This is a genomic window from Porphyrobacter sp. MBR-155 (genome assembly GCF_040547625.1).
Classification (GTDB): Bacteria; Pseudomonadota; Alphaproteobacteria; order Sphingomonadales; family Sphingomonadaceae; genus Erythrobacter.
The window spans coordinates 55,357-73,744 of record NZ_JBEPQB010000001.1 but is presented as its reverse complement, the minus strand read 5'-3'; the positions used below and the strand labels follow the sequence as shown (position 1 = coordinate 73,744).

At 61.6% G+C, this 18,388-nt stretch carries 16 protein-coding genes; 4 read left to right on the top strand and 12 right to left on the bottom strand.

The features are described from left to right. Positions 1-71: 71 nt before the first annotated feature. Complete coding sequence (locus ABIE62_RS00375) at positions 72-1,847, top strand: DEAD/DEAH box helicase (RefSeq protein WP_354322588.1); 1,776 nt, start codon at positions 72-74, stop codon at positions 1,845-1,847. Positions 1,848-1,872: 25 nt separating this feature from the next. Here ABIE62_RS00375 and ABIE62_RS00370 read toward each other — a convergent pair whose 3' ends face one another. The 5 genes from ABIE62_RS00370 to ABIE62_RS00350 form a co-directional block, all read right to left on the bottom strand. Continuing rightward, the gene (locus ABIE62_RS00370; RefSeq protein ID WP_454184766.1) at positions 1,873-3,306 is read right to left on the bottom strand and encodes a porin; all 1,434 of its coding nucleotides are present in this window, start codon (positions 3,304-3,306) and stop codon (positions 1,873-1,875) included. Positions 3,307-3,556: 250 nt separating this feature from the next. Then, positions 3,557-6,190 (bottom strand): TonB-dependent receptor plug domain-containing protein, encoded by a 2,634-nt coding sequence (locus ABIE62_RS00365; RefSeq protein WP_354322584.1) that lies wholly within the window; start codon positions 6,188-6,190, stop codon positions 3,557-3,559. 145 nt (positions 6,191-6,335) lie between these two features. Then, entirely contained in the window at positions 6,336-7,238 is a 903-nt protein-coding gene (locus tag ABIE62_RS00360) for a DUF1295 domain-containing protein (RefSeq protein WP_354322583.1), read from the bottom strand. 19 nt (positions 7,239-7,257) lie between these two features. Then, positions 7,258-8,388 carry an acyl-CoA dehydrogenase family protein gene (locus tag ABIE62_RS00355; protein WP_354322582.1) on the bottom strand — a complete coding sequence of 377 codons (1,131 nt, stop codon included), beginning with the start codon at positions 8,386-8,388 and terminating at the stop codon, positions 7,258-7,260. A gap of 25 nt (positions 8,389-8,413) precedes the next feature. Beyond that, a complete protein-coding gene (locus ABIE62_RS00350) occupies positions 8,414-9,622 on the bottom strand; it encodes an acyl-CoA dehydrogenase family protein (RefSeq protein WP_354322581.1) in 1,209 nt (402 codons plus the stop codon). Between the two features lie 529 nt (positions 9,623-10,151). On the opposite strand from ABIE62_RS00350, the gene ABIE62_RS00345 reads away from it, so the two are divergent. Both ABIE62_RS00345 and ABIE62_RS00340 read left to right on the top strand, forming a co-directional pair. Further along, positions 10,152-10,301, top strand: coding sequence for a hypothetical protein (locus ABIE62_RS00345; RefSeq protein ID WP_354322579.1), 150 nt, complete (start codon positions 10,152-10,154; stop codon positions 10,299-10,301). 77 nt (positions 10,302-10,378) lie between these two features. Next, positions 10,379-11,029, top strand: a complete 651-nt coding sequence (locus tag ABIE62_RS00340) for a DUF6969 family protein (RefSeq protein WP_354322578.1) — start codon at positions 10,379-10,381, stop codon at positions 11,027-11,029. 13 nt (positions 11,030-11,042) lie between these two features. On the opposite strand, the gene ABIE62_RS00335 is transcribed toward ABIE62_RS00340, so the two are convergent. From ABIE62_RS00335 to ABIE62_RS00305, 7 genes are all read right to left on the bottom strand, one after another. Further along, the gene (locus tag ABIE62_RS00335; protein WP_354322576.1) at positions 11,043-11,687 is read right to left on the bottom strand and encodes an NrsF family protein; all 645 of its coding nucleotides are present in this window, start codon (positions 11,685-11,687) and stop codon (positions 11,043-11,045) included. A 3-nt stretch (positions 11,688-11,690) separates the two neighbouring features. Further along, positions 11,691-12,215 carry a sigma-70 family RNA polymerase sigma factor gene (locus ABIE62_RS00330; RefSeq protein WP_354322575.1) on the bottom strand — a complete coding sequence of 175 codons (525 nt, stop codon included), beginning with the start codon at positions 12,213-12,215 and terminating at the stop codon, positions 11,691-11,693. After that, positions 12,212-12,670 carry a DoxX family protein gene (locus ABIE62_RS00325; protein WP_354322574.1) on the bottom strand — a complete coding sequence of 153 codons (459 nt, stop codon included), beginning with the start codon at positions 12,668-12,670 and terminating at the stop codon, positions 12,212-12,214. Before ABIE62_RS00325 ends, ABIE62_RS00330 begins: the two co-directional genes overlap by 4 nt. A 32-nt stretch (positions 12,671-12,702) precedes the next feature. Further along, entirely contained in the window at positions 12,703-13,446 is a 744-nt protein-coding gene (locus tag ABIE62_RS00320; protein WP_354322573.1) for an HvfC/BufC family peptide modification chaperone, read from the bottom strand. Continuing rightward, entirely contained in the window at positions 13,433-14,302 is an 870-nt protein-coding gene (gene bufB / locus ABIE62_RS00315) for an MNIO family bufferin maturase (protein ID WP_354322571.1), read from the bottom strand. The genes ABIE62_RS00320 and bufB overlap by 14 nt, the downstream gene beginning before the upstream one ends. A gap of 66 nt (positions 14,303-14,368) precedes the next feature. Continuing rightward, positions 14,369-14,707 carry a BufA1 family periplasmic bufferin-type metallophore gene (locus tag ABIE62_RS00310; RefSeq protein ID WP_354322569.1) on the bottom strand — a complete coding sequence of 113 codons (339 nt, stop codon included), beginning with the start codon at positions 14,705-14,707 and terminating at the stop codon, positions 14,369-14,371. 21 nt (positions 14,708-14,728) lie between these two features. Next, positions 14,729-15,052: a BufA1 family periplasmic bufferin-type metallophore gene (locus ABIE62_RS00305; protein ID WP_454184757.1), complete on the bottom strand. Its 324-nt coding sequence runs from the start codon at positions 15,050-15,052 to the stop codon at positions 14,729-14,731. Positions 15,053-15,337: 285 nt separating this feature from the next. Here ABIE62_RS00305 and ABIE62_RS00300 point away from each other — a divergent pair, with 285 nt between their 5' ends. Continuing rightward, positions 15,338-18,376, top strand: a complete 3,039-nt coding sequence (locus tag ABIE62_RS00300; protein WP_354322568.1) for a TonB-dependent receptor domain-containing protein — start codon at positions 15,338-15,340, stop codon at positions 18,374-18,376. Positions 18,377-18,388: the final 12 nt, after the last annotated feature.

The following is an 18,388-nucleotide window of genomic DNA, read 5'->3' as shown; positions in this document are numbered from 1 at the left end:
TTGCTCGGTCGATTTCACATTCCTTTGTGCCCCTGCCCTTGGCGCGCGCACTCGCCTGAAAGCCTTTTTCCATGCCATTTCCCGATCTTCCCGCTGGCCTTGCCGAGGCCCTGACCCAGCGCGGCTACGAAGCGCTCACCCCGGTGCAAACCGCCGTGCTGGAACCCGAAGCGCATGGGCGCGATCTGGTGGTGTCGGCGCAGACCGGTTCGGGCAAAACCGTGGCGTTTGGCCTTGCCTTTGCCGAACAGGTGCTGGGCGATAATGGCCGGGTGCCGCCCGCGCGCGCGCCGCTGGCACTGGTGATTGCGCCGACCCGCGAACTCGCGTTGCAGGTCGCGCGCGAGCTTGACTGGCTTTACAAGGCCGCCGGTGCGCGCATCGCCACCTGCGTCGGCGGCATGAGCCCGCAGGTCGAACGCCGCGCGCTGCAAGCCGGGGCGACCATAGTTGTCGGCACGCCGGGGCGGCTGCGCGATCATCTGGAACGCGGTGCGCTCGACCTGTCATCGCTAGCGGTCGTGGTGCTCGATGAAGCCGACGAAATGCTCGACATGGGGTTCCGCGAAGAGCTGGAAGAAATCCTCGATGCCACCCCCGAAACACGGCGGATGCTGATGTTTTCGGCGACCATGCCGCGCCCGATCGAGGCACTGGCCCGGCGTTACCAGAAGAACGCCCTGCGCATCTCCACCGCCGGCAGCGAGCGTGGGCATGGCGATATTGCCTATCAGGCGGTCACCGTTTCACCGTCAGAGATTGAAAACGCGGTGGTCAACCTGCTGCGTTTCCACGAGGCGGAAACCGCGATGTTGTTCTGTGCGACGCGCGAAAATGTGCGCCACCTCCATGCCACCTTGCAGGAACGCGGGTTCGGCGTGGTCGCACTGTCGGGCGAACATTCGCAGCAGGAACGCAATCAGGCGTTGCAGGCGCTGCGCGACCGCCGCGCCCGCGTTTGCGTGGCGACCGATGTGGCCGCGCGCGGGATCGATCTGCCGTCGCTCAGCCTGGTCGTCCATGTCGAAATCCCCCGCGATGCCGAAACCCTGCAGCACCGTTCGGGCCGCACCGGGCGCGCGGGCAAGAAAGGCGTGGCGGTCATCATCGTCCCCTACCCGCGCCGCAAGCGGATCGAATCGATGCTGCGCCATGCCAAGATCAACGCCGAATGGACCACCGCGCCTGATCGTGATGCGATCATTGCCCAAGACCGGGTGCGGCTGCTCGACAAGCTGATGCAGCCGGTCGAAGTGACCGATGGCGACCGCGAATTGGCGGACAAGCTGCTCGAAACCCGCTCACCGCAGGAAATCGCCGCGATGCTTGTGCAGGCGCACCGCGCGTCGATGCCCGAACCCGAAGAACTGCTCGCCGCCTCGGTCGAAGCGCAGCGTAGCGCGCATCAGGATAAACACCGCCCCGGATTTGAAGATACGGTTTGGTTCAAGATGGATATCGGCCGCCGCCAGAACGCCGATCCGCGCTGGGTGATGCCGCTGATCTGCCGCCGCGGTCACATCACCCGCAACGAAATCGGCGCGATCCGCATCGGCCAGCAGGAAACTTTTTTCCAGGTGCCGCGCGCGATTGCAGGCAAATTTGCCGAAGCGATTGTGGCAACCGCCGGAAACGAGGAGGACGGCGGTTATGTCGCGATTGCCCCCTCCACCGAACCGCCGCGCATGGCCGCGCGCGAAAATGCCAAGCGCGGCAAACCCAACGGCCCCGCGCAGGCACGCCCGTTCAAGCCCAAGCCCCATGCGGGCGCACAGGCCAAACCCCACGCCCCAGCGCATGGCAGGCCAAAGCCAAAGCCAAAGCCAAAACCCACGGGTCGCGGCTAAAGCGCGCTATGCCAGCGCGCCGGTATTAGTAATTCCACTGCGCCTGCAACCGCAGGATCTGGCCGTCAGCCTGCCCTAACCGGCGTTCGTCGGCTTCCTTGCGCGATGCCCAGCCATAGGTCGCGGTCAGTTCCAGCGCCGAAGTTGGCAGGAATTCGAGACCCAGTTCCAGCTCCTCGGTTTCCAGCCGGGGGGCATTGACCGCGCCCTTGAAGCCGCCACGATAATATTGCCACCGCGCGAAGGGATAGAACGGCCCGAGCGGTGACTGCTTGACCCGCCCCATCGCCTGCACATAGCCGCCATTGAGCGAACGTTGTTCGATCTGCCCGGTCGCCGGATCAAATTCCGGCCCGGTGCCCCAGTTCCATTCGACCTGCAGACCGATAGGCTGCGGATACAGCACCGCGTGCACCCCGGCGCGATTGTCTTTGAAACTGACAGGGCTGACCCCGCCGCTGCGCAGTTCTGGGTTGAAACGGTTGCGGATCGCCGATCCGCCCAGTTCCAGCACCTGCCCATCAAGCCCCAGACCATCAAGTTCAAACGGCCAGGTGGCCAGCGCCACAGTCATCACACTATCATTGGTTTCGGTGCGGTTGGTGCCCTGTCCGTTGAACACGCCCAGCCCGAACGCGCCGTAATTGCCGAAAAGTTTCTGCCCATCGGCTGACAAGCGATCCCAGATCTTGCGCACCTGAGGCGGGGTGTAATAGGCGGCGATCCCCACATCGCGCTCCCCCGGAACGGCGCTGTTGATCGCGTCCGTCCGATCCAGCGCGAGGCGGTTGGACGACGATTGCAGGTTCTCCCAGCCATAGGGCACTTTCGCCTGGCCAAGCCGGATACGGAACGACTTGTCGCCGGTCGGGAACACGTCGGCATAGGCATCGCGCAACTGCACAAACCCCTCGCGCCGCTCACCCGCTGTCTGGTTGGATACCGCAACGGCGAAATCGGGCTGGAGGTAGATCGAGACATGGTCGTTGACGTCGCCCTGCACCGCAAGGCGGACGCGGCGCAGGCTGAAATTGCTGTTATCGCGAACGCCGCTATCGCCGATCGTGCGCAGGCGCGAAACACCCGCAGGTGCGGTCGAATCGCCGGAAACGATCTCGTTTATCCGCATCTGGGTGTAGCCGCGCAGGGACAGCTTTTCATACCAGGCCTTGCGCGTTGGCGCAGCGGCGCGGGTGGGGGCTTCGACCTGTGCCAGAACTGGAGTCGGCTGAGTCGGGTTGACTGCCTGCTGGACAGGCTGCTGCTGCGCCAGCGCCGTGCCGGCGGGTTCGGGCGCAGGTCCGGTCGCCACTTGCGCCGCTTTCAACTGTTCAACCACCGCCTTCAATTCATCAATCTGGCGCTGAAGATCGGCGATGGTTCGGGCCTGATCGGCCTCGCCCGCTTCGGCAGCAGCGTTGGATTGGGCTAGCACCGGCGCATGGGCACCTGCCGCCATCGCCAAAGCCAGAACACTCACACCAATATTCCGAACCGCAAACGGCATCGACAACAGCCTTTGGCAAACGCCCACCAAAGCGTGAGCACCTGCGCGCCATTATGGCGTTTATGTGTCATCCATGTGACAAATGCGACCAGTCCGGTTTGCCCAGCTTGGTTCGCAGGCATAACCAAAGGCCGACGAGTCTGACTCGTCGACCTTTGGCATCAGTTCTTTCTTGCCCTGCCTTAGACTGGCCCAGACTGCCCTAGAACCGGTAGCTCACCCGGCCATAGACAAACCGGCCATTGAACCCGAACGGTGAAAAGCTGGAAAACGGCAGGAAGAAATTGTTCGCTGAATTGTTGCGCGGGTTGCCGGTGTCCGGATCAACGCCCACGCCGGTCGGCAGGTTGGTCGGGAATTTGTCAAACAGGTTGTTCGAACCCACCGCAAACTCTAGCCCGTTGACCGCTTCCGCCCGGATTTCGGCATCCACTACCCAGGCCGATTCAATGTTCAGATCGGTAAACTCGCTGCCGCCCGCAGCCAGCACCCGTCCGTAGCGGTTGCCGCGCAGCGTAAACCCGAGCCAGTTTTGCGAATAATCCAGCCCAAGATTCGTCCGGTTACGCGGCTGACCTTGTTCGATCCGCAGCGATTCCTGCCGCCCGAACAGTTCAATCCCCGGCACTTGATTGAGCGCGCCGGGCGTATCATTGCGCGCGGTAATGCGGTTTTGCGTCCAGTTGTAGCCTGCGGTCAGATTGAGCTTGCCCTCATCGCCAACATCCATGCGATAGGTGGCGATCGCATCAATCCCGCGCGTGCGCGTGTCGACCCCGTTGATGAAGAACCGCGCGGCGGAAATCGTGTTGAACCCGGCATCATTCAGGATCTGCGCGATCGCTTGCTGCGTGGGATTGCCGTTGGGGTTGCCGGCAGCGTCACGCGACGCCGTCAGGTTTTCGGTCAGCACGATCCGATCATCGATATTGATCTGAAACCAGTCGACGGTCAGGTTGAACCGCGGGATCGGATTGAACACCGCCCCGACCGACCAGTTGACCGCGGTTTCAGCCTTGAGCGGGGTAGAACCCAGCGCCTGTGCAACCGGGTTGCCAACCGGCAGCGTCACCGCATCCACCAACACACCGTTCACGTTATTGGTAGCCGCAGCGGCGAAGAACTGCTGGGCCACACCCGGCGCGCGGAAACCGGTGGAAACCGCACCGCGCAGCGCCAGCCAATCGGTCGCTTCGAACCGGGTGGCGATCTTGCCGTTCCAGTCGCTGCCGAAATCCGAATAATCTTCATAGCGGCCAGCCAACTGGACGTTCCACTGTTCGATCACGTCGATGTCGAGTTCGGCATAGGCCGAGAAGTTGTTGCGGGCATTGCCGTCCACCACCGACACCCCGCCGATGGTCGGCTGGAAGCCGGGGAACACCTGGCTACCGGGCGCAGCGCCTGCCGTGCTGGAATTGAGCGGGTTATTCTGGTTTATGGTAACGCCGCCAAAGCGGAAGCTGTCAGGTTCACCGGCGCTTAACTGAAAGGTTTCCCGCCGGTATTCGAGCCCCAGGGCCAATGTCGTGCGTTGGAACAAGCCTGCGATGTCGCGGCTGACGTCAAAATTGCTGACCCATTGGGTATATTCGAGGCCACCCGCATCAAATTCAGTCGGGCTGGCCGCGCCGAGCGATGCGTTGAGCGTATTCAGGATCTCGAAATCGACCTCGTTCCGGCCATACTGCGTCGACAGGTCGTAATTCCAGCCGCTGACTTCGCCGCGCACGCCGCCGGTAATCGCCCAGTCGGTCGTCTGCGTATCGATTTCGGGCAGGAACCCGTCAGGGAAAATGGCTGGCACATTGCGCGCATCCGATGGTCTGCGGAAAAATCCGGCAGAATTGCCATCGCGTTCACCATATCCGCCAAAGGCATAGAGGTTGACCTGCTCGTTCAGTTCGATGCCCGCGTTGGCGAACAGCGAGAAATCTTCGGTCTTGGCATCACCAAACCGGTGCGACAGGCGATCAAAATTCTGCTCGCGCGGGTCAAACACCCCGCCGACCACATTGAATTGCGGGCGGCGATCAGCGCCGGTGCGGTTGGTCGCATTGCGGTCACGATATTCCGCCGTCAGGTTGAGAAAGCCATTTTCGCCCAGCGGCAGGCCGAAATTGGACGCCAGCGTCAGCACGCCGCCATCTTCGACGCTCCGGTTGCGCCCGGTATCATTGACCGCCAGCGTGCCGTCCGGTGCCAGGGTGGGCTGACCGTTGCCATCCAACGCCAGCCCGTCAATCTGGTTCACCCCCTCAATCGAGGTGATGTAGCCGCCGTAGGTCGCGCTGAAGGTTGCACCCTCGCTGGCGTTATTCAGCTGGAAATTGATCACACCTGCAATCGCATCCGAGCCATATTGCGCCGCCGCGCCGTCACGCAGCACTTCGACCTGGCGGATCGCGGAGGAGGGGATGAAGTTGATGTCCACCGCCTGCGTGCCGCGCCCGACCGAACCATTGATGTTGAGCAGGGCCGAGGCATGGCGCCGCTTGCCATTGATCAACACCAGCGTCTGATCCGCGCCCAGCCCGCGCAGGGTTGCCGGGCGGATTACATCGGTGCCATCGGTAACCGACGGCTGCGGGAAATTGAGGCTGGGCACCAGATCGCGCAGCAGACGCGTGGTTTCGGTGAAGCCGGAATTGCTGAGCTGTTCAGCAGAAATCACATCGATCGGCACCGCGCTGTCACCCACGGTGCGGTCGGCCCGGCGCGAACCGGTAACGATGATCGCCTGCCCGGCGTCTTGAACGGCGGTGTCGGCATCCTGCGCATAGGCGGGCACTGCAGGCATGACGAGGCTGGCAAGCAGCAGAGCACGAATTCGCATAGAGACCCCTGTTTCAAATTTTTTCTGAGACGCGCCATGAACGCAAAAGTGTCAAAATGGTGCAATAAAAATTCAACACAGCGACAAACGTTTGCATCATGTTACCGAGAGGCCACAGTTTAGAGCAACTTCTGTTCGGATCAGATCAGCCGTTCGCGCGCGGCGGCCGTGGGAACAGCACCGGGGTGGTCTTGCGATAGGCCTGATAGGCCGGATCATCGCCCCAACGTTTTCTGGCGATGCCATCGAGCAGGTTGATCCCGCTCACCTTGGTCAGCAACAGCGCCACAAACAGCGGCGAGATAATCGCAAGGAAGCTCCAGCCCGACAGCAGCGGCAGCGCGATCACCAGAATACCCAGCCACAGCGTGATTTCACCAAAGTAATTGGGATGCTGTGACCATGCCCACAGGCCCGATGTGATGAAGCGACCTTCATTCGCGGGGTCAGCCTTGAACCGGCGTTTCTGTTCATCGGCGATCACTTCGAACGCGAAGCCGATCACCCACAGCAACGCGCCCGCCCAGAAGAAGCCGTCGAGCGGCACAGGATTGGGCGCGGTGATGATGATCAGCGCCGCTGATGCGGTGAAAATCACCCACACCGCCTGCAACGTCCACGCCACCAGAAAGCGCGGGGGGTTGATCTTGATCTTTGCGAACCGTTGATCGGTGCCGCCCGAGGCATGGATGCGCGTAAACAGGAAACTGCCGAGCCGCACCGTCCAGATCGCCACCATCACCGCCACCACCGCCGCGCGGCTATCCAGCGGCCAAGCGGCCAGACACGCCGCCGCGATCACCGTCAGATAAGTGAGCGCGCCGGTCGTGTCGTAAAACCGGTCGCTTTGGAACAGCGCGGCCGGTATGAATGCCAGCCAGTTGACCGCGAATGCCAGGCACGCGCACAAAAACACCGCTGGCACCCCTGAAATCACAATACTAGCGCTACCGGACAGCCATGCAAAAGCGAGGCCGATATTCGCCGCCACAACTGTAATCAGCAGGCTGCGCGGTGCATGGCGGAATGATAAGCCGTCTTTCTCCATGTCTACCCCCCGTCGTTTTTCAGGCCAATGCGATGTGGCGCTTCATATGGTGATCGACATTGCCGAATTCGGAATCGAAGATGGTCAGCCGTTTGAAGTAATGGCCAATCGCATATTCATCCGTCACGCCGTTGCCGCCGTGGATCTGCACCGCATCCTGACCGATCAGCCGCGCCGCCTGCCCAACCCCGACCTTGGCTGCCGAAACCGCGCGCTCGCGCTCGGCGTCGGGCGCGTCAAGCCGCAGCGTCGCAAGATAAGTCAGCGACACTGATTGTTCGTAGGCGGTGTACATATCGACCATGCGGTGCTGGAGCACCTGGAAGCTGCCAATCGCCACCCCGAACTGCTTGCGCTGGCGCGAATATTCGACCGTCATCGCGTGGGCGACCTTCATCGCCCCGCAGGCTTCGGCGCACAGCGCGGCGATGGCTTCATCTGTCACCAGTTCGATCAGCGGCAGGCCTGCGCCCTCTTCCCCGATCAAGGCATCAGCCGGGATCGCCACCTTTTCGAAATAGACTTCCGACGCGCGGCGGCCATCAAAGGTCTCGTAATCGCGGGTAACGATGCCGGGGGCGGATTTATCGACCACGAACACCGACACGCCAGCACGATCGCGCCGTTCGCCGCTGGTGCGCGCGGTCACGATCAGATGGCTCGCCCACGGCGCGCCGATCACCACCGCCTTGTGCCCATTGAGCACATAACCGCTGCCGTCCTTCTTCGCGGTGGTTTCCAGATCGGCATAGTCATAGCGCCCGCGCGGTTCGGCATAGGCAAAGGCGAACACCCGGCTGCCCGCCACGATCCCGCCGATATGTTCGTCCTTTTGTGCAGGCGTGCCCGCGTGCTTCAGAAAGCCGCCCGCGCACACCACGGTGGGCAGGAAGGGTTCAACCACCAACCCCTTGCCGAATTCCTGCATGATGATCATCGAATCAACCGCGCCGCCGCCAAAGCCGCCATCAGCTTCGCTGAACGGCATCCCGAGAATGCCCAGTTCAGCCAATTGCGCCCAGATTTCGGGACGCCAGCCATCATTGCTGGCGACCGCTTTGCGCCGCGTTTCCCAGTCATATTGTTCGCGCACCAGCCGCGACAGCCCATCGCGCACCATTTCCTGTTCTTCGGTGAAATTGAAATCCACGTAAACTCTCCCGTCACTCAGGCGCTTAAAGGCCGAGGATCATTTTGCTGATGATGTTGCGCTGAATTTCGTTCGATCCGCCATAGATCGAGGTCTTGCGCATATTGAAATAGGTCGCGGCGGCGTGCTGCGCGTAATCCGGGCCGACCGGATACTGGTTCGACCCCGCATCGCCCGGCACCTTGGCGATATTTCCGTAAAACGGCGTGCCATAGGTGCCGACCGCTTCCAGTGTCAGTTCGGTCAGGCGCTGCTGGATTTCGGTGCCCTTGATCTTGAGGATTGAACTTTCCGGCCCCGGCCCCTTGCCCGCCTGTTCGCCTGCCAGCGTGCGCAATTCGGTGATTTCCAAAGCGGCCAGATCGATTTCCAGCTGGCTGACCTTGCGGGCGAAATCGAAATCCTTGATCAGCGGCGCGCCGTCCAGCGTTTCAGCCGCAGCAATTTCGCGCAGCTTTTCCACCCCGCGTTTTGACCGGGCGACTCCGGCGATCCCGCTGCGTTCATGCGCGAGCAGGAACTTGGCATAGGTCCAGCCCTTGTTTTCGACGCCCACCAGATTTTCAACCGGCACGCGCACATCGGTCAACCAGGTTTCGTTGACCTCGTAACTGCCGTCCACCAGCTTGATCGGCTTCACTTCGATGCCCGGCGTTTTCATGTCGACCAGGATAAAGCTGATACCTTCCTGTGGCTTGGCAGCAGCGGGATCGGTGCGGCACAGGAAGAAACCCCAGTCGGCGTGCTGCGCCAGCGTGGTCCAGGTCTTCTGCCCGTTGATGACGTAGTGATCGCCGTCCCGCACGGCGGTGGTTTTCAAGCTGGCAAGATCGCTGCCCGCGCCCGGTTCGGAATAGCCCTGACACCACCACACATCGCCGCTGCGGATGCCGGGCAGGTGCTGGGCTTTCTGCGCTTCGTTGCCGAAGGTGTAGATTACCGGGCCAACCATCGAAACGCCGAACGGCAGCGGCATGAAGGTGCTGGCGCGGGCGTTTTCTTCCGACCAGATATAACGCTGGGTCGGGGTCCAGCCGGTGCCACCATATTCGACCGGCCAGGCCGGAACCGACCATCCCTTCGCGCCCAGAATCTTGTGCCAGGCGAGCATGTCTTCAGGCGACATATCTTCGCGCATACCGAAATCGGCCAGATGCGCGGGATAATTGTCAGCGATGAAGCTGCGCACTTCGTCGCGAAACGCCTGCTCTTCCGGGGTGAATTCGAGATTCATGATTTTGGCACTCCTGGATGGGACTGTTGTTACCCTGCCTCTTGTCACGAGAGCGGCTGGACTGAAAGAGGCAATCTGAACGCAATCGTTGCACCAAGACAAAGTGGCAGCTATGTGGCCATTGTCGATCGGATCGATTGTCGGCGTAGTGTGCGGTCAGTAAGTCTGCACGGGCGCGGATGGCTTGATGAGATGGCCTGTTTGATAATTTTTTTTCGCTTGTAACCACGGCGCGCTACGAAGCGAAAAGCGACCGGGGGGCATTTCCACCTTGTCACGAACCTGTGTTTCGCGCCAAACGAGTGCCGCCATTTGTGCAGGAGCAATCCTGCAAGGTTCTGATTCGTCGCTGGTGCACGGCGGATCAGGGTTCAACAATCGCACCGTGATCAATAAGGGGCTTATTCGATGAAGAATGCAAAACTGACCAGCCTGCTCGCCGTCATGGGCGGCCTGACGCTCGCAACCGGCGCCTGCTCGGGCACCTGTGAAGCTGCCAACTGCGCTCCCGCTGCCGAAGCGGCTGCTGATGAAACTGCCAACAGCTGCGCTGCTGACGGTTGCGCCGCTGCTGGTTGCGCCGCTGACGGTTGCGCCGCTGCTGGCTGCGCCGCTGCTGGTTGCGCTGCTGCTGGTTGTGCTGCCGCTGGTTGCGCCGCTGCAGCCGAGTAATCGCTGACAGCTTGATTGGTTCGGGTCTGGCGGAGGCAATAGCTGCCCGTCAGACCCACCATGACGCGCAGGAGCATTGCAGCAATGGATCAGCGGCAAGCAGCCCTGACCGTTATCGAAACGATCACCGCGATGGCCGGTGAAGGCGTTCCGCTGATGCAGCGCGTTTTACCAGAGACCGATGTACGGTTCTGGCAACACTATCCCGACAAAGACGCCCGCGACAAACGCACCCGCTCACGCTGGTATTACCACGTACATGCGCCGGGCGATCGTGATCCGGGCGAACATGGCCATTTCCATCTTTTCCTGCACCGCACCCAGCTGGATGATCCGGCAGCGTTTACCGTGGCGCCAGCTGCGGGCGAAGACGCACCCGCGCACGTCACGCATATTGCCGGGCTGTCGGTCAACCATGTCGGCATTCCGATCAGCTGGTTTGTCACCAATCGCTGGGTCACTGACGAGTTTCTGTACCCGGCGCCGTTCATGGCAGCGCATCTGGCGCGCTACGATGTCGACCAGACGGCTGAAGATACGCTCGTCAATCGGTTATTGACCGCAATGGTCGCGCTTTATCGGGATGAGCTGGTTGACCTGCTGCATGCGCGCGACGCTGCAATGGTGCCGCTGATCGAGGCGCAAGGGCCAGCCGCTTACGAGGCGGACAATGCCGTGTTGGCAATCATCCCGATTGATCTTGACGCCAAGATCGAAAGCCTTGACCTCGAATAGAAGCCGGGGCCGATTACCAGCGCACCAGCGACGGCACAATCGCGCGGCCCACGCCTGCCATCGCCAGCACCACAGCACTGTGCCACACACCGATATGGACGATATCGTTTTCCGCGCAGTGCAGCGAGAAGGCGAAGATGCCGAAACTGCCTGCCGCGATCCCGGCCACCAATCCAGCACGATCAGGCGCGGTCGGCGCGCCCTTGCGCAGCCACCACACCAGCATCGCGAACACCAGCAGCGAGCCAGCCCCGCCGATCATGAAACAATTAATCCCGTGACGAAGGCTGTCCTGCGACAACAAGTCGCCGCCGCCCGCCAGCCCGACAATCAGCCCGGCCGCCGGTAACAGCGCAGCCATCGCCGCCGCCCATGTCCAGCCGCTGTGATCCGTGCCAACGCACGGACGGCTCATCACGATTACCGTCACGCTCGCGGCAATCGCCAGCCCAAGATACAGGCCCGTAGCGATCAGGTGCACCGGATTGACGTGGCCCACCTGAAGATCCGGGCGCATTCCATAGAGGCCGATCAACAGCACCGTCGATATCGCCGCAGCCAGCAGCGCCAGCCCAAACCCGTGGGCAAAGCGCAGCGGCTTTACCGGCTCAAGATTGCCGACCAGATTCGCAATCAGGACATCGGAGTTGTGTGTCATTTATCAGGCTTTCTCGACCATGTGGGCCAGCTTCTTGAGGCCGCGGTGGATGTTTACTTTAATGAGCGATTCGCTTTGTCCGGTGGCTTGTGATGCCTCGGCAATGCTTAATCCTTCGATCTTTACCAATTCGATAGCGCGGGCCTGAGCGTCGGGCAGAATGCCCAGCAACCGATCAATGCTGATCCGCGCGGAAATTGCAGGCTCATCATCATGCCCGGCAAAATCCGTATCCAATTCACATTCATCCGCGCGATACAGGCGGCGCAGGTGATCAACCCAGCGATAGCGCGCAATCGCTGCCAGCCACGGCAAGAACGGGCGCGAGGAATCCCACGTGGCCAACTTGTTGTGCAGCGCCATCAGCGTTTCCTGCACCAGATCATCAAGCTGCGCCGGAGCAATGCGGCGACTGTAATACCTCTGTAGCCAACGCTGGCATTCCGTCAGCAGCGTCGCATAGGCGTGCCGATCGCCTTTTTGCGACATCGCCATCAGGCGTGCCAGCGAGGCTTCGTCAGCTCTCATGCGGGACGAGCCTTAAGCAAGACCGCATCAAGGCTGATCATCCCGCCGCCGCGCACTACCAGAATCAGCGCCAGCGCGGCCCAAAGCGAGTGCACCGCCCACCATTGTTCGGGATAGACGAAGATCTGGATCACCATCGTCATCCCCAGCAGCGCCAAGGCAGAAAAGCGCGTGAACAGACCCAGCACCAACAGGATCGGGAAGACGTGTTCGGAAACCGTCGCCAGCACAGCGGCAAATTCGCTGGGCAGCGGAACACCCGAATAATCATTGGCGAAAAGGTAATAGGTGCCGTCATTGATCGACAGCCAGCTACCCTCTTCAACCTTGGTTCGCGCCGAACGCCAGAAAATGCCCGCCAGCACGATGCGGGTGAGCAGCAGCGTCAGGCCTTCCACCATGGTGCCACTGACAAATGCGACGGCGCGATCATAGGCAGAAAAAATGGCTTTCATGTCGGTCCCCTTAAATTATCGAACAGATACCATCACAATCGGGCGATGGCACCTGCATTGATGAGCGCCACCAGCGCCTGCATGATTGCAGCCACCGCAGCCTCGTTGTTATCCATGCTTTCGCCCGTCTGCATCAGAAGGTTACCGATGGTGACGGGATTTTTTGCCTCGGCCAGCAATTGCGCCATCAACGCGCTCGCCGGGGAAACCAGAACTTGGGCTTGCGGGCGGGCGATGACGATCGCCTCCGCCGCGTCGAGCCCGGCAACCTCCGCGCCGATCACCTGGTGCACCAGCGGATCAAACCGGCTGGCAATGGCCGCCGGATGATGCACGATTGTGTGTTCAAGCAATTCATCGGGCGCAAAGCTGGTCAGCACGTCAAGCGCGAGCGGCTCTGCCTCGGCAGCGTGATAGGCGGTAAGCCACAGCCATTCAAACCGGGCCAGATCGGCGGTGCCTGCGGCTTCGCCTTGATCGATCAGAAACTGTTCAAACCCCGCGCCAATCTGCGTAAGCGGCTGCGCGGTCACTCCCGGCTGAAGGAGGAACAACCGGGAGTGTTCGTTAAACCGATCATGCCCGATATGTTCGCGGGTGCGCGGAAATGTCTCTTCCAGCGCCACCAGCCGGGCATGGGAAATGGTGTTGGCATGAACCTTCATGCCCGCCAGCACCCGTTCGGGCGACCCGGCAAACAGTTCTGCGGGCAGATGCGCCGGACCGTGATCGAGCGCCGCCATCATCGCGCTCTGGCCGCTGTCAAGCCAGCGCATGGAGCTCTCCCCGCACCGATTGGCGGTTGCGCGTTGCCCGCCGGGTGATTGCAGCGGCGATTGCGGCTTCGGCCAGCAGGGCATCAAATTCGGGGATATCCGTATCCCATTCGATCAGCACCGGACGCGCGCCTGCGCGCAGTGCGAACCGTTCGAACAGGTGCCAGGTTTCATCAGTCACCTGCGAACCATGGTCATCGATCAGCAGCGCGCCGTGCACATGATCTTCACGGGCGTGGCCCGCCAGGTGCACTTCGCCGACCAGCGTCGGATCGATCGCATCGACCATCGCATCGGCATCAAGCCCGAGATTGGTGGCCGACACTTCGATATTATTGATATCAAACAGGATACCGCAGCCTGTCCGGGCGCACAGCGCGTGCAGGAAATCAGCCTCGCTCATGTCATCCCGGGCAAAGGCCAGATAGCGCGAGGGGTTTTCGATCAGCATGGTGCGGCCCAAGCGATCCTGCACCCGGGCGACTTGCGCCGCGAAGTGATCGAGCGCCTCGTCGGTGTAAGGCACCGGGAGAAGATCGGGGTAGCGGTTGCTGGCACTGCCGCTCCAGCTGAGGTGATCGGACACCATCGCTGGCGCATAGCGATCGCACAGCGCGGCGAGCTGCTCCAGCTCATCGAGATCCACGCCATCGCGGCTGCCCAGCGACAGGCCGACCGAGTGAAAACTGAGCGGGACGCGTTCGGCAAAGGCGGTCAACCAGCGATGTGGCGGGCCACCTGCACTAAAGTAGTTCTGCGGATGCACCTCAAACCAGCTGAGGACGCTGTCAGTGCAGAAAGTACTGGCCGATACCAGATCAAGCGCTTGCGAGTAATGCTGCGGCTTGAGCCCCACCCCAGTACCTGGGGGGAGAGGACTAGGTGGGGTGATATCGGCCAGCATTGCGGCAACCCGAGGGCGTTAGCCCTGCTGGGGAACCGGAGCTTCATTGCCTTCCTTGGCAACCAGCGACCCGCCCATGGTTTCACAGGCCCCGGCGTCAACCAGCTTCCAGGCATTGCCCTGATAGTTTACCGTCGAAGTGCCAGCACAGCTCGTGCCCGGCCCGGCAGCGCAATCATTTTCGCCCTTGAGCGCCACGCCAAAGCATTTTTCCTGTTCCGCTGCTGCAGTTTTGGTGGCTTCGGCCGCGCCGTCACCTTCAGCGGCAGGAGCGGTGCCGCCCGAGCCACAGGCTGCGAGCAGTGCGGACGATGCCATCACGGCCATCAGGCCACGGGTTTCCAATGCAATATTCATTCGTGTTTCCTTCTAACGAGATCAGCCCTGTTTGGGCACGGGCTTGGTATTACCCTTTTTGGCAGCGAGCGAGCCACCCATTTTTTCGCATTCACCCTTGTCAACCAGCTTCCAGGCATTGCCCTGATAGTCAACGGTCGAGGTGCCAGCACAGCTGGTGCCCGGGCCCGCAGCGCAATCATTCTTGCCCTTAAGCGCGACGCCATAGCATTTTTCCTTGGCGCCCATTTCCTGAGCAACGGCGGGTGAAGCGGTGATCAGCGAAGCTACTGCGAGCGATGCCATCGAGGCAGCTGCCATACCAAATGTCGATTTCATGTTGGGGTTCCTTTCCCATACCAGCATGAGCCTCGTGGGCTCACATGCACTTGTTCGAATGCATGCGTGGATTGGTTACAGGTAAATCGACCAACCGCAGCTGGACACCAATCCTGCGGTAAAACATGGCACTATTGCCGCTCTGGTGCAATGGTAACTTGCCAGCGCGGCAGGGAGGGGAGCGCCCCGCGCCCAATCAACATTGCCAATGCGCATCGGCCACGCCATGTAACCTCCTGCCCAAGACAGACGAACGATGGCGGAGACGCGCTACCCGCCTGTGCCGCGCGGTAAAACAATACGAGGACATTGATGATCTTGAATATTCTGCGCGCAAGCGTCGGGGCTGCGGCGCTTGGCGCGGGTTCGCTTGTGCTTGCCCCGCCCGCATATGCCCAGCAGGCGGGCATCGAAATTGCGGTGGTCGATGCGGGCGGTGCGCCGGTCGCCGATACCGAGGTTGTCATCGAAAACACCGCCATCGGCCTTGCCCGCACAGTTCGCACCGACGCACGCGGGCAGGCGCGGGTCGACGGATTGACCACGGCGGGCGAATACCTCGTCTCGGTTCCCGGTTCGGACAAATATGAAGCCATCGCCGCCCGCCCGGTGGAATTGCGCGCCAATTTCTCGCGCAGCGTGATCCTGCAACTGGCCGACGTCGGCAGCGCAGGCATCACCGTTACCGCATCGCGCGCGATTACCGGGCTCAACACCTCCAACGCCGAAATCTCCGCTTCGCTGGGGCGCGAACAACTGGTGGCCTTGCCGATCGAAGGGCGCGACGTGATCGGCGCACTGATCCGCCTGCCGGGCGTGGTGCCATCAACCGGGTTCTTTGCCGAAGCGCCGTCGATTTCGATCAACGGATCGAACGGGTTGGACACCAATTACCTGATCGACGGGATGGACAATAACGAGAATTTCCTCGGTGGGATCAAGTTTCCCGTGCCATTGGGGTTCACCCGCGAAGTGACCGTGCTGGCCAACAGCTATTCCGCCGCCTTCGGGCGCACGGCCAACGGGATTGTCAATTACACCACGCCTTCGGGCAGCAACGACTATACTGGCGAAGTCTATGCGCTGGTGCGCCCCGGCCGCCCGCTCGATTCGCGATCCCCGTTCCCGCGCCGCGACCTTTCGGGCAATGCCGTGGGCGAAAGCTTTGAACGCTATCAGACCGGGTTCGCCGTCGGCGGGCCGCTGCAACGCGACCGCACGTTCTTTTACGCCAATTACGAATATACCCGTGATCGCAACACCCAGGTGGTCGATGCGCCCGCGCTGGGGATTGTCGATACTGTCACCGGCAATAATGAATTTCATCTCGGCTCGCTGCGGCTCGACCACCGGCTGACCGAGGATTGGACGCTGGGTTTTCGTGCCAATGTCGGGCGGGTGACGATTGACCGGCCCGGCGGCGGGCTGGGCGGCGGCAACGCCACCTTCCCCTCGGCTGGATCAAAGCAGGATCGGTTTTCGACCTTGCTGGCCGCCACCGCCAGCTATTCCGGGCTGGAATGGAGCTATGACGGGGCTCTGCAATATAGCCGCTTTCGCTGGGATTTCGGTGAGCCGATCGGCGAACCGGGGCCGCAGGTGACGCTGCGCGATCCATCGGGGCTGGTGGCGGGCGTGGTTGGCCATCCGGGCTTTGTGTTCGATGATCTGGAGGAAACCTGGCAGACCACCCACAAACTGCAACGCGATTTCGGCGCGCACCGGCTGAGCATCGGCGCGGACCTGATCCATTCCGATTTTTCGCTGCTGGGCGGCGGCAATCCCGAGGGCAATTTCACCGTCGATCTGACCGCCGATCAACTCGCCAGCCTGACCGCGCCCGGGCTGGGGCTGACCGCGCAGGATGTGCTCGCGCTCAACCCGGTGGTTGCCAATTTCGCGGTTGAATTGCGCCCGCAAAGTTTCGGTACCAGCCAGAGCCTGATCGCCTTTTACCTTGAAGACCAGTGGCAGCTCACCCCCAATGTCACGGCGACGCTGGGCCTGCGGTGGGATTACGACACCCTGACCGCGCGCGGCGGCGGGGGCGGCGATTATGACAACATCGCCCCGCGCTTTGCGCTCAACTGGCAGCCCGATGCGCGATCATCGGTGCGGTTTGGCGCGGGGATTTTCACCGGCAAGCTATCCTACGCGGTGATTTCCGACGCCCTGCAACGCAACACCACCTCAGCCGGGTTCCTGACCCAGCTCAGCCAATTGCAAGCGGCAGGCGTGATCCCTGCCGGGGCCGATCTGAGTGAGATTACCTTTGACGGCAACCTTGCCGTATCGCCGCCCTGTGCGACCGTGTCCGAATGCCCCACCCCGGCTGAGGTGCAGGACTTGCGCGACACCGCGATCATCAATGAGGCGCGGGTGCTCAACCCCGATGGCTTTGACAATCCATGGAGCCTGCAATTGAGCGGCGGTTATCAGTATCAGGCCGCCGATAATCTGACGCTATCAATTGATGGGCTGTATAGCCGCTCGCACAATCTGGTGCGGCTGCGCGATCTGAATGCGCCCGCATCCTTCACGCCCAACATCGCCAATCTGACCGAAGCGAACATTGCGCTGTTGCGCAGCCAGCCCGATAATGCCGCCCGGTTTGCGCTCGCCCAAAACCTGGGGCTGGTGCGTTCGCAAGCTGATGCCGATGCGTCGCGCCCGGTCGGCCTGTTGCCCGGCGGCGCGCGCCAGATCACCACCTCCGAAACCGAAGGCAAGGCCGAATATCTCGCGCTGATCCTGCAGGCGAACAAGGCGCGCGGCGATGATGATTATGGCTTTCAGATCAACTACACGCTGTCGCGGCTGCGCAATGATACCGACGACATCAATTTCCGCAGCCCCAATGCCAATGATTTCAGCACCGAATGGGGGCCATCAGCCAATGATCGCCGCCATGTCATTTCGGCGGTGGGATATGTGTATCCGGTTGACGGGTTGACGGTGACGCTGGCGGGGCTGTTTCAATCGGGCCAACCGGTCAATCTGGTGCCCGATGCGCTGATCTTCGGCACGCAGGATCTCAACGGCGACGGGGCGAGCTTTGGCGAGAACTTCGTCGGCAATTCCGACCGTTTCCCCGGTGCCAGCCGCAATAGCGAACGCCTGCCGTGGTCAGCCACGGTCGATCTGGGCCTGCGTTATGCCCTGCCGGTGCTGGGCCGACGGATCGAGGTGAGCGCGGATGTGTTCAACCTGCTGAACACCAACAACGAAAGCGGTTTTGCCAACGCCGCGACCACCTCCAACCAGGTGCAGTTCGGCGGCGGCGCGCCATTTGTTCAACGCAATGCCGGCCCGCCGCGCCAGTTCCAGTTCGGGCTGGCGATAAAATTCTGAGGCTAAGGCAGC

Coding starts and splice junctions, on each gene's coding strand:
- ABIE62_RS00375 (WP_354322588.1), top strand. CDS start 72: ATGCCATTTCCCGATCTTCCCGCTGGCCTTGCCGAGGCCCTGACCCAG.
- ABIE62_RS00370 (WP_454184766.1), bottom strand. CDS start 3,306: ATGGCGGCAGGTGCCCATGCGCCGGTGCTAGCCCAATCCAACGCTGCT.
- ABIE62_RS00365 (WP_354322584.1), bottom strand. CDS start 6,190: ATGCGAATTCGTGCTCTGCTGCTTGCCAGCCTCGTCATGCCTGCAGTG.
- ABIE62_RS00360 (WP_354322583.1), bottom strand. CDS start 7,238: ATGGAGAAAGACGGCTTATCATTCCGCCATGCACCGCGCAGCCTGCTG.
- ABIE62_RS00350 (WP_354322581.1), bottom strand. CDS start 9,622: ATGAATCTCGAATTCACCCCGGAAGAGCAGGCGTTTCGCGACGAAGTG.
- ABIE62_RS00345 (WP_354322579.1), top strand. CDS start 10,152: ATGAAACTGCCAACAGCTGCGCTGCTGACGGTTGCGCCGCTGCTGGTT.
- ABIE62_RS00340 (WP_354322578.1), top strand. CDS start 10,379: ATGGATCAGCGGCAAGCAGCCCTGACCGTTATCGAAACGATCACCGCG.
- ABIE62_RS00335 (WP_354322576.1), bottom strand. CDS start 11,687: ATGACACACAACTCCGATGTCCTGATTGCGAATCTGGTCGGCAATCTT.
- ABIE62_RS00330 (WP_354322575.1), bottom strand. CDS start 12,215: ATGAGAGCTGACGAAGCCTCGCTGGCACGCCTGATGGCGATGTCGCAA.
- ABIE62_RS00325 (WP_354322574.1), bottom strand. CDS start 12,670: ATGAAAGCCATTTTTTCTGCCTATGATCGCGCCGTCGCATTTGTCAGT.
- ABIE62_RS00320 (WP_354322573.1), bottom strand. CDS start 13,446: ATGCGCTGGCTTGACAGCGGCCAGAGCGCGATGATGGCGGCGCTCGAT.
- ABIE62_RS00310 (WP_354322569.1), bottom strand. CDS start 14,707: ATGAATATTGCATTGGAAACCCGTGGCCTGATGGCCGTGATGGCATCG.
- ABIE62_RS00305 (WP_454184757.1), bottom strand. CDS start 15,052: ATGCTGGTATGGGAAAGGAACCCCAACATGAAATCGACATTTGGTATG.
- ABIE62_RS00300 (WP_354322568.1), top strand. CDS start 15,338: ATGATCTTGAATATTCTGCGCGCAAGCGTCGGGGCTGCGGCGCTTGGC.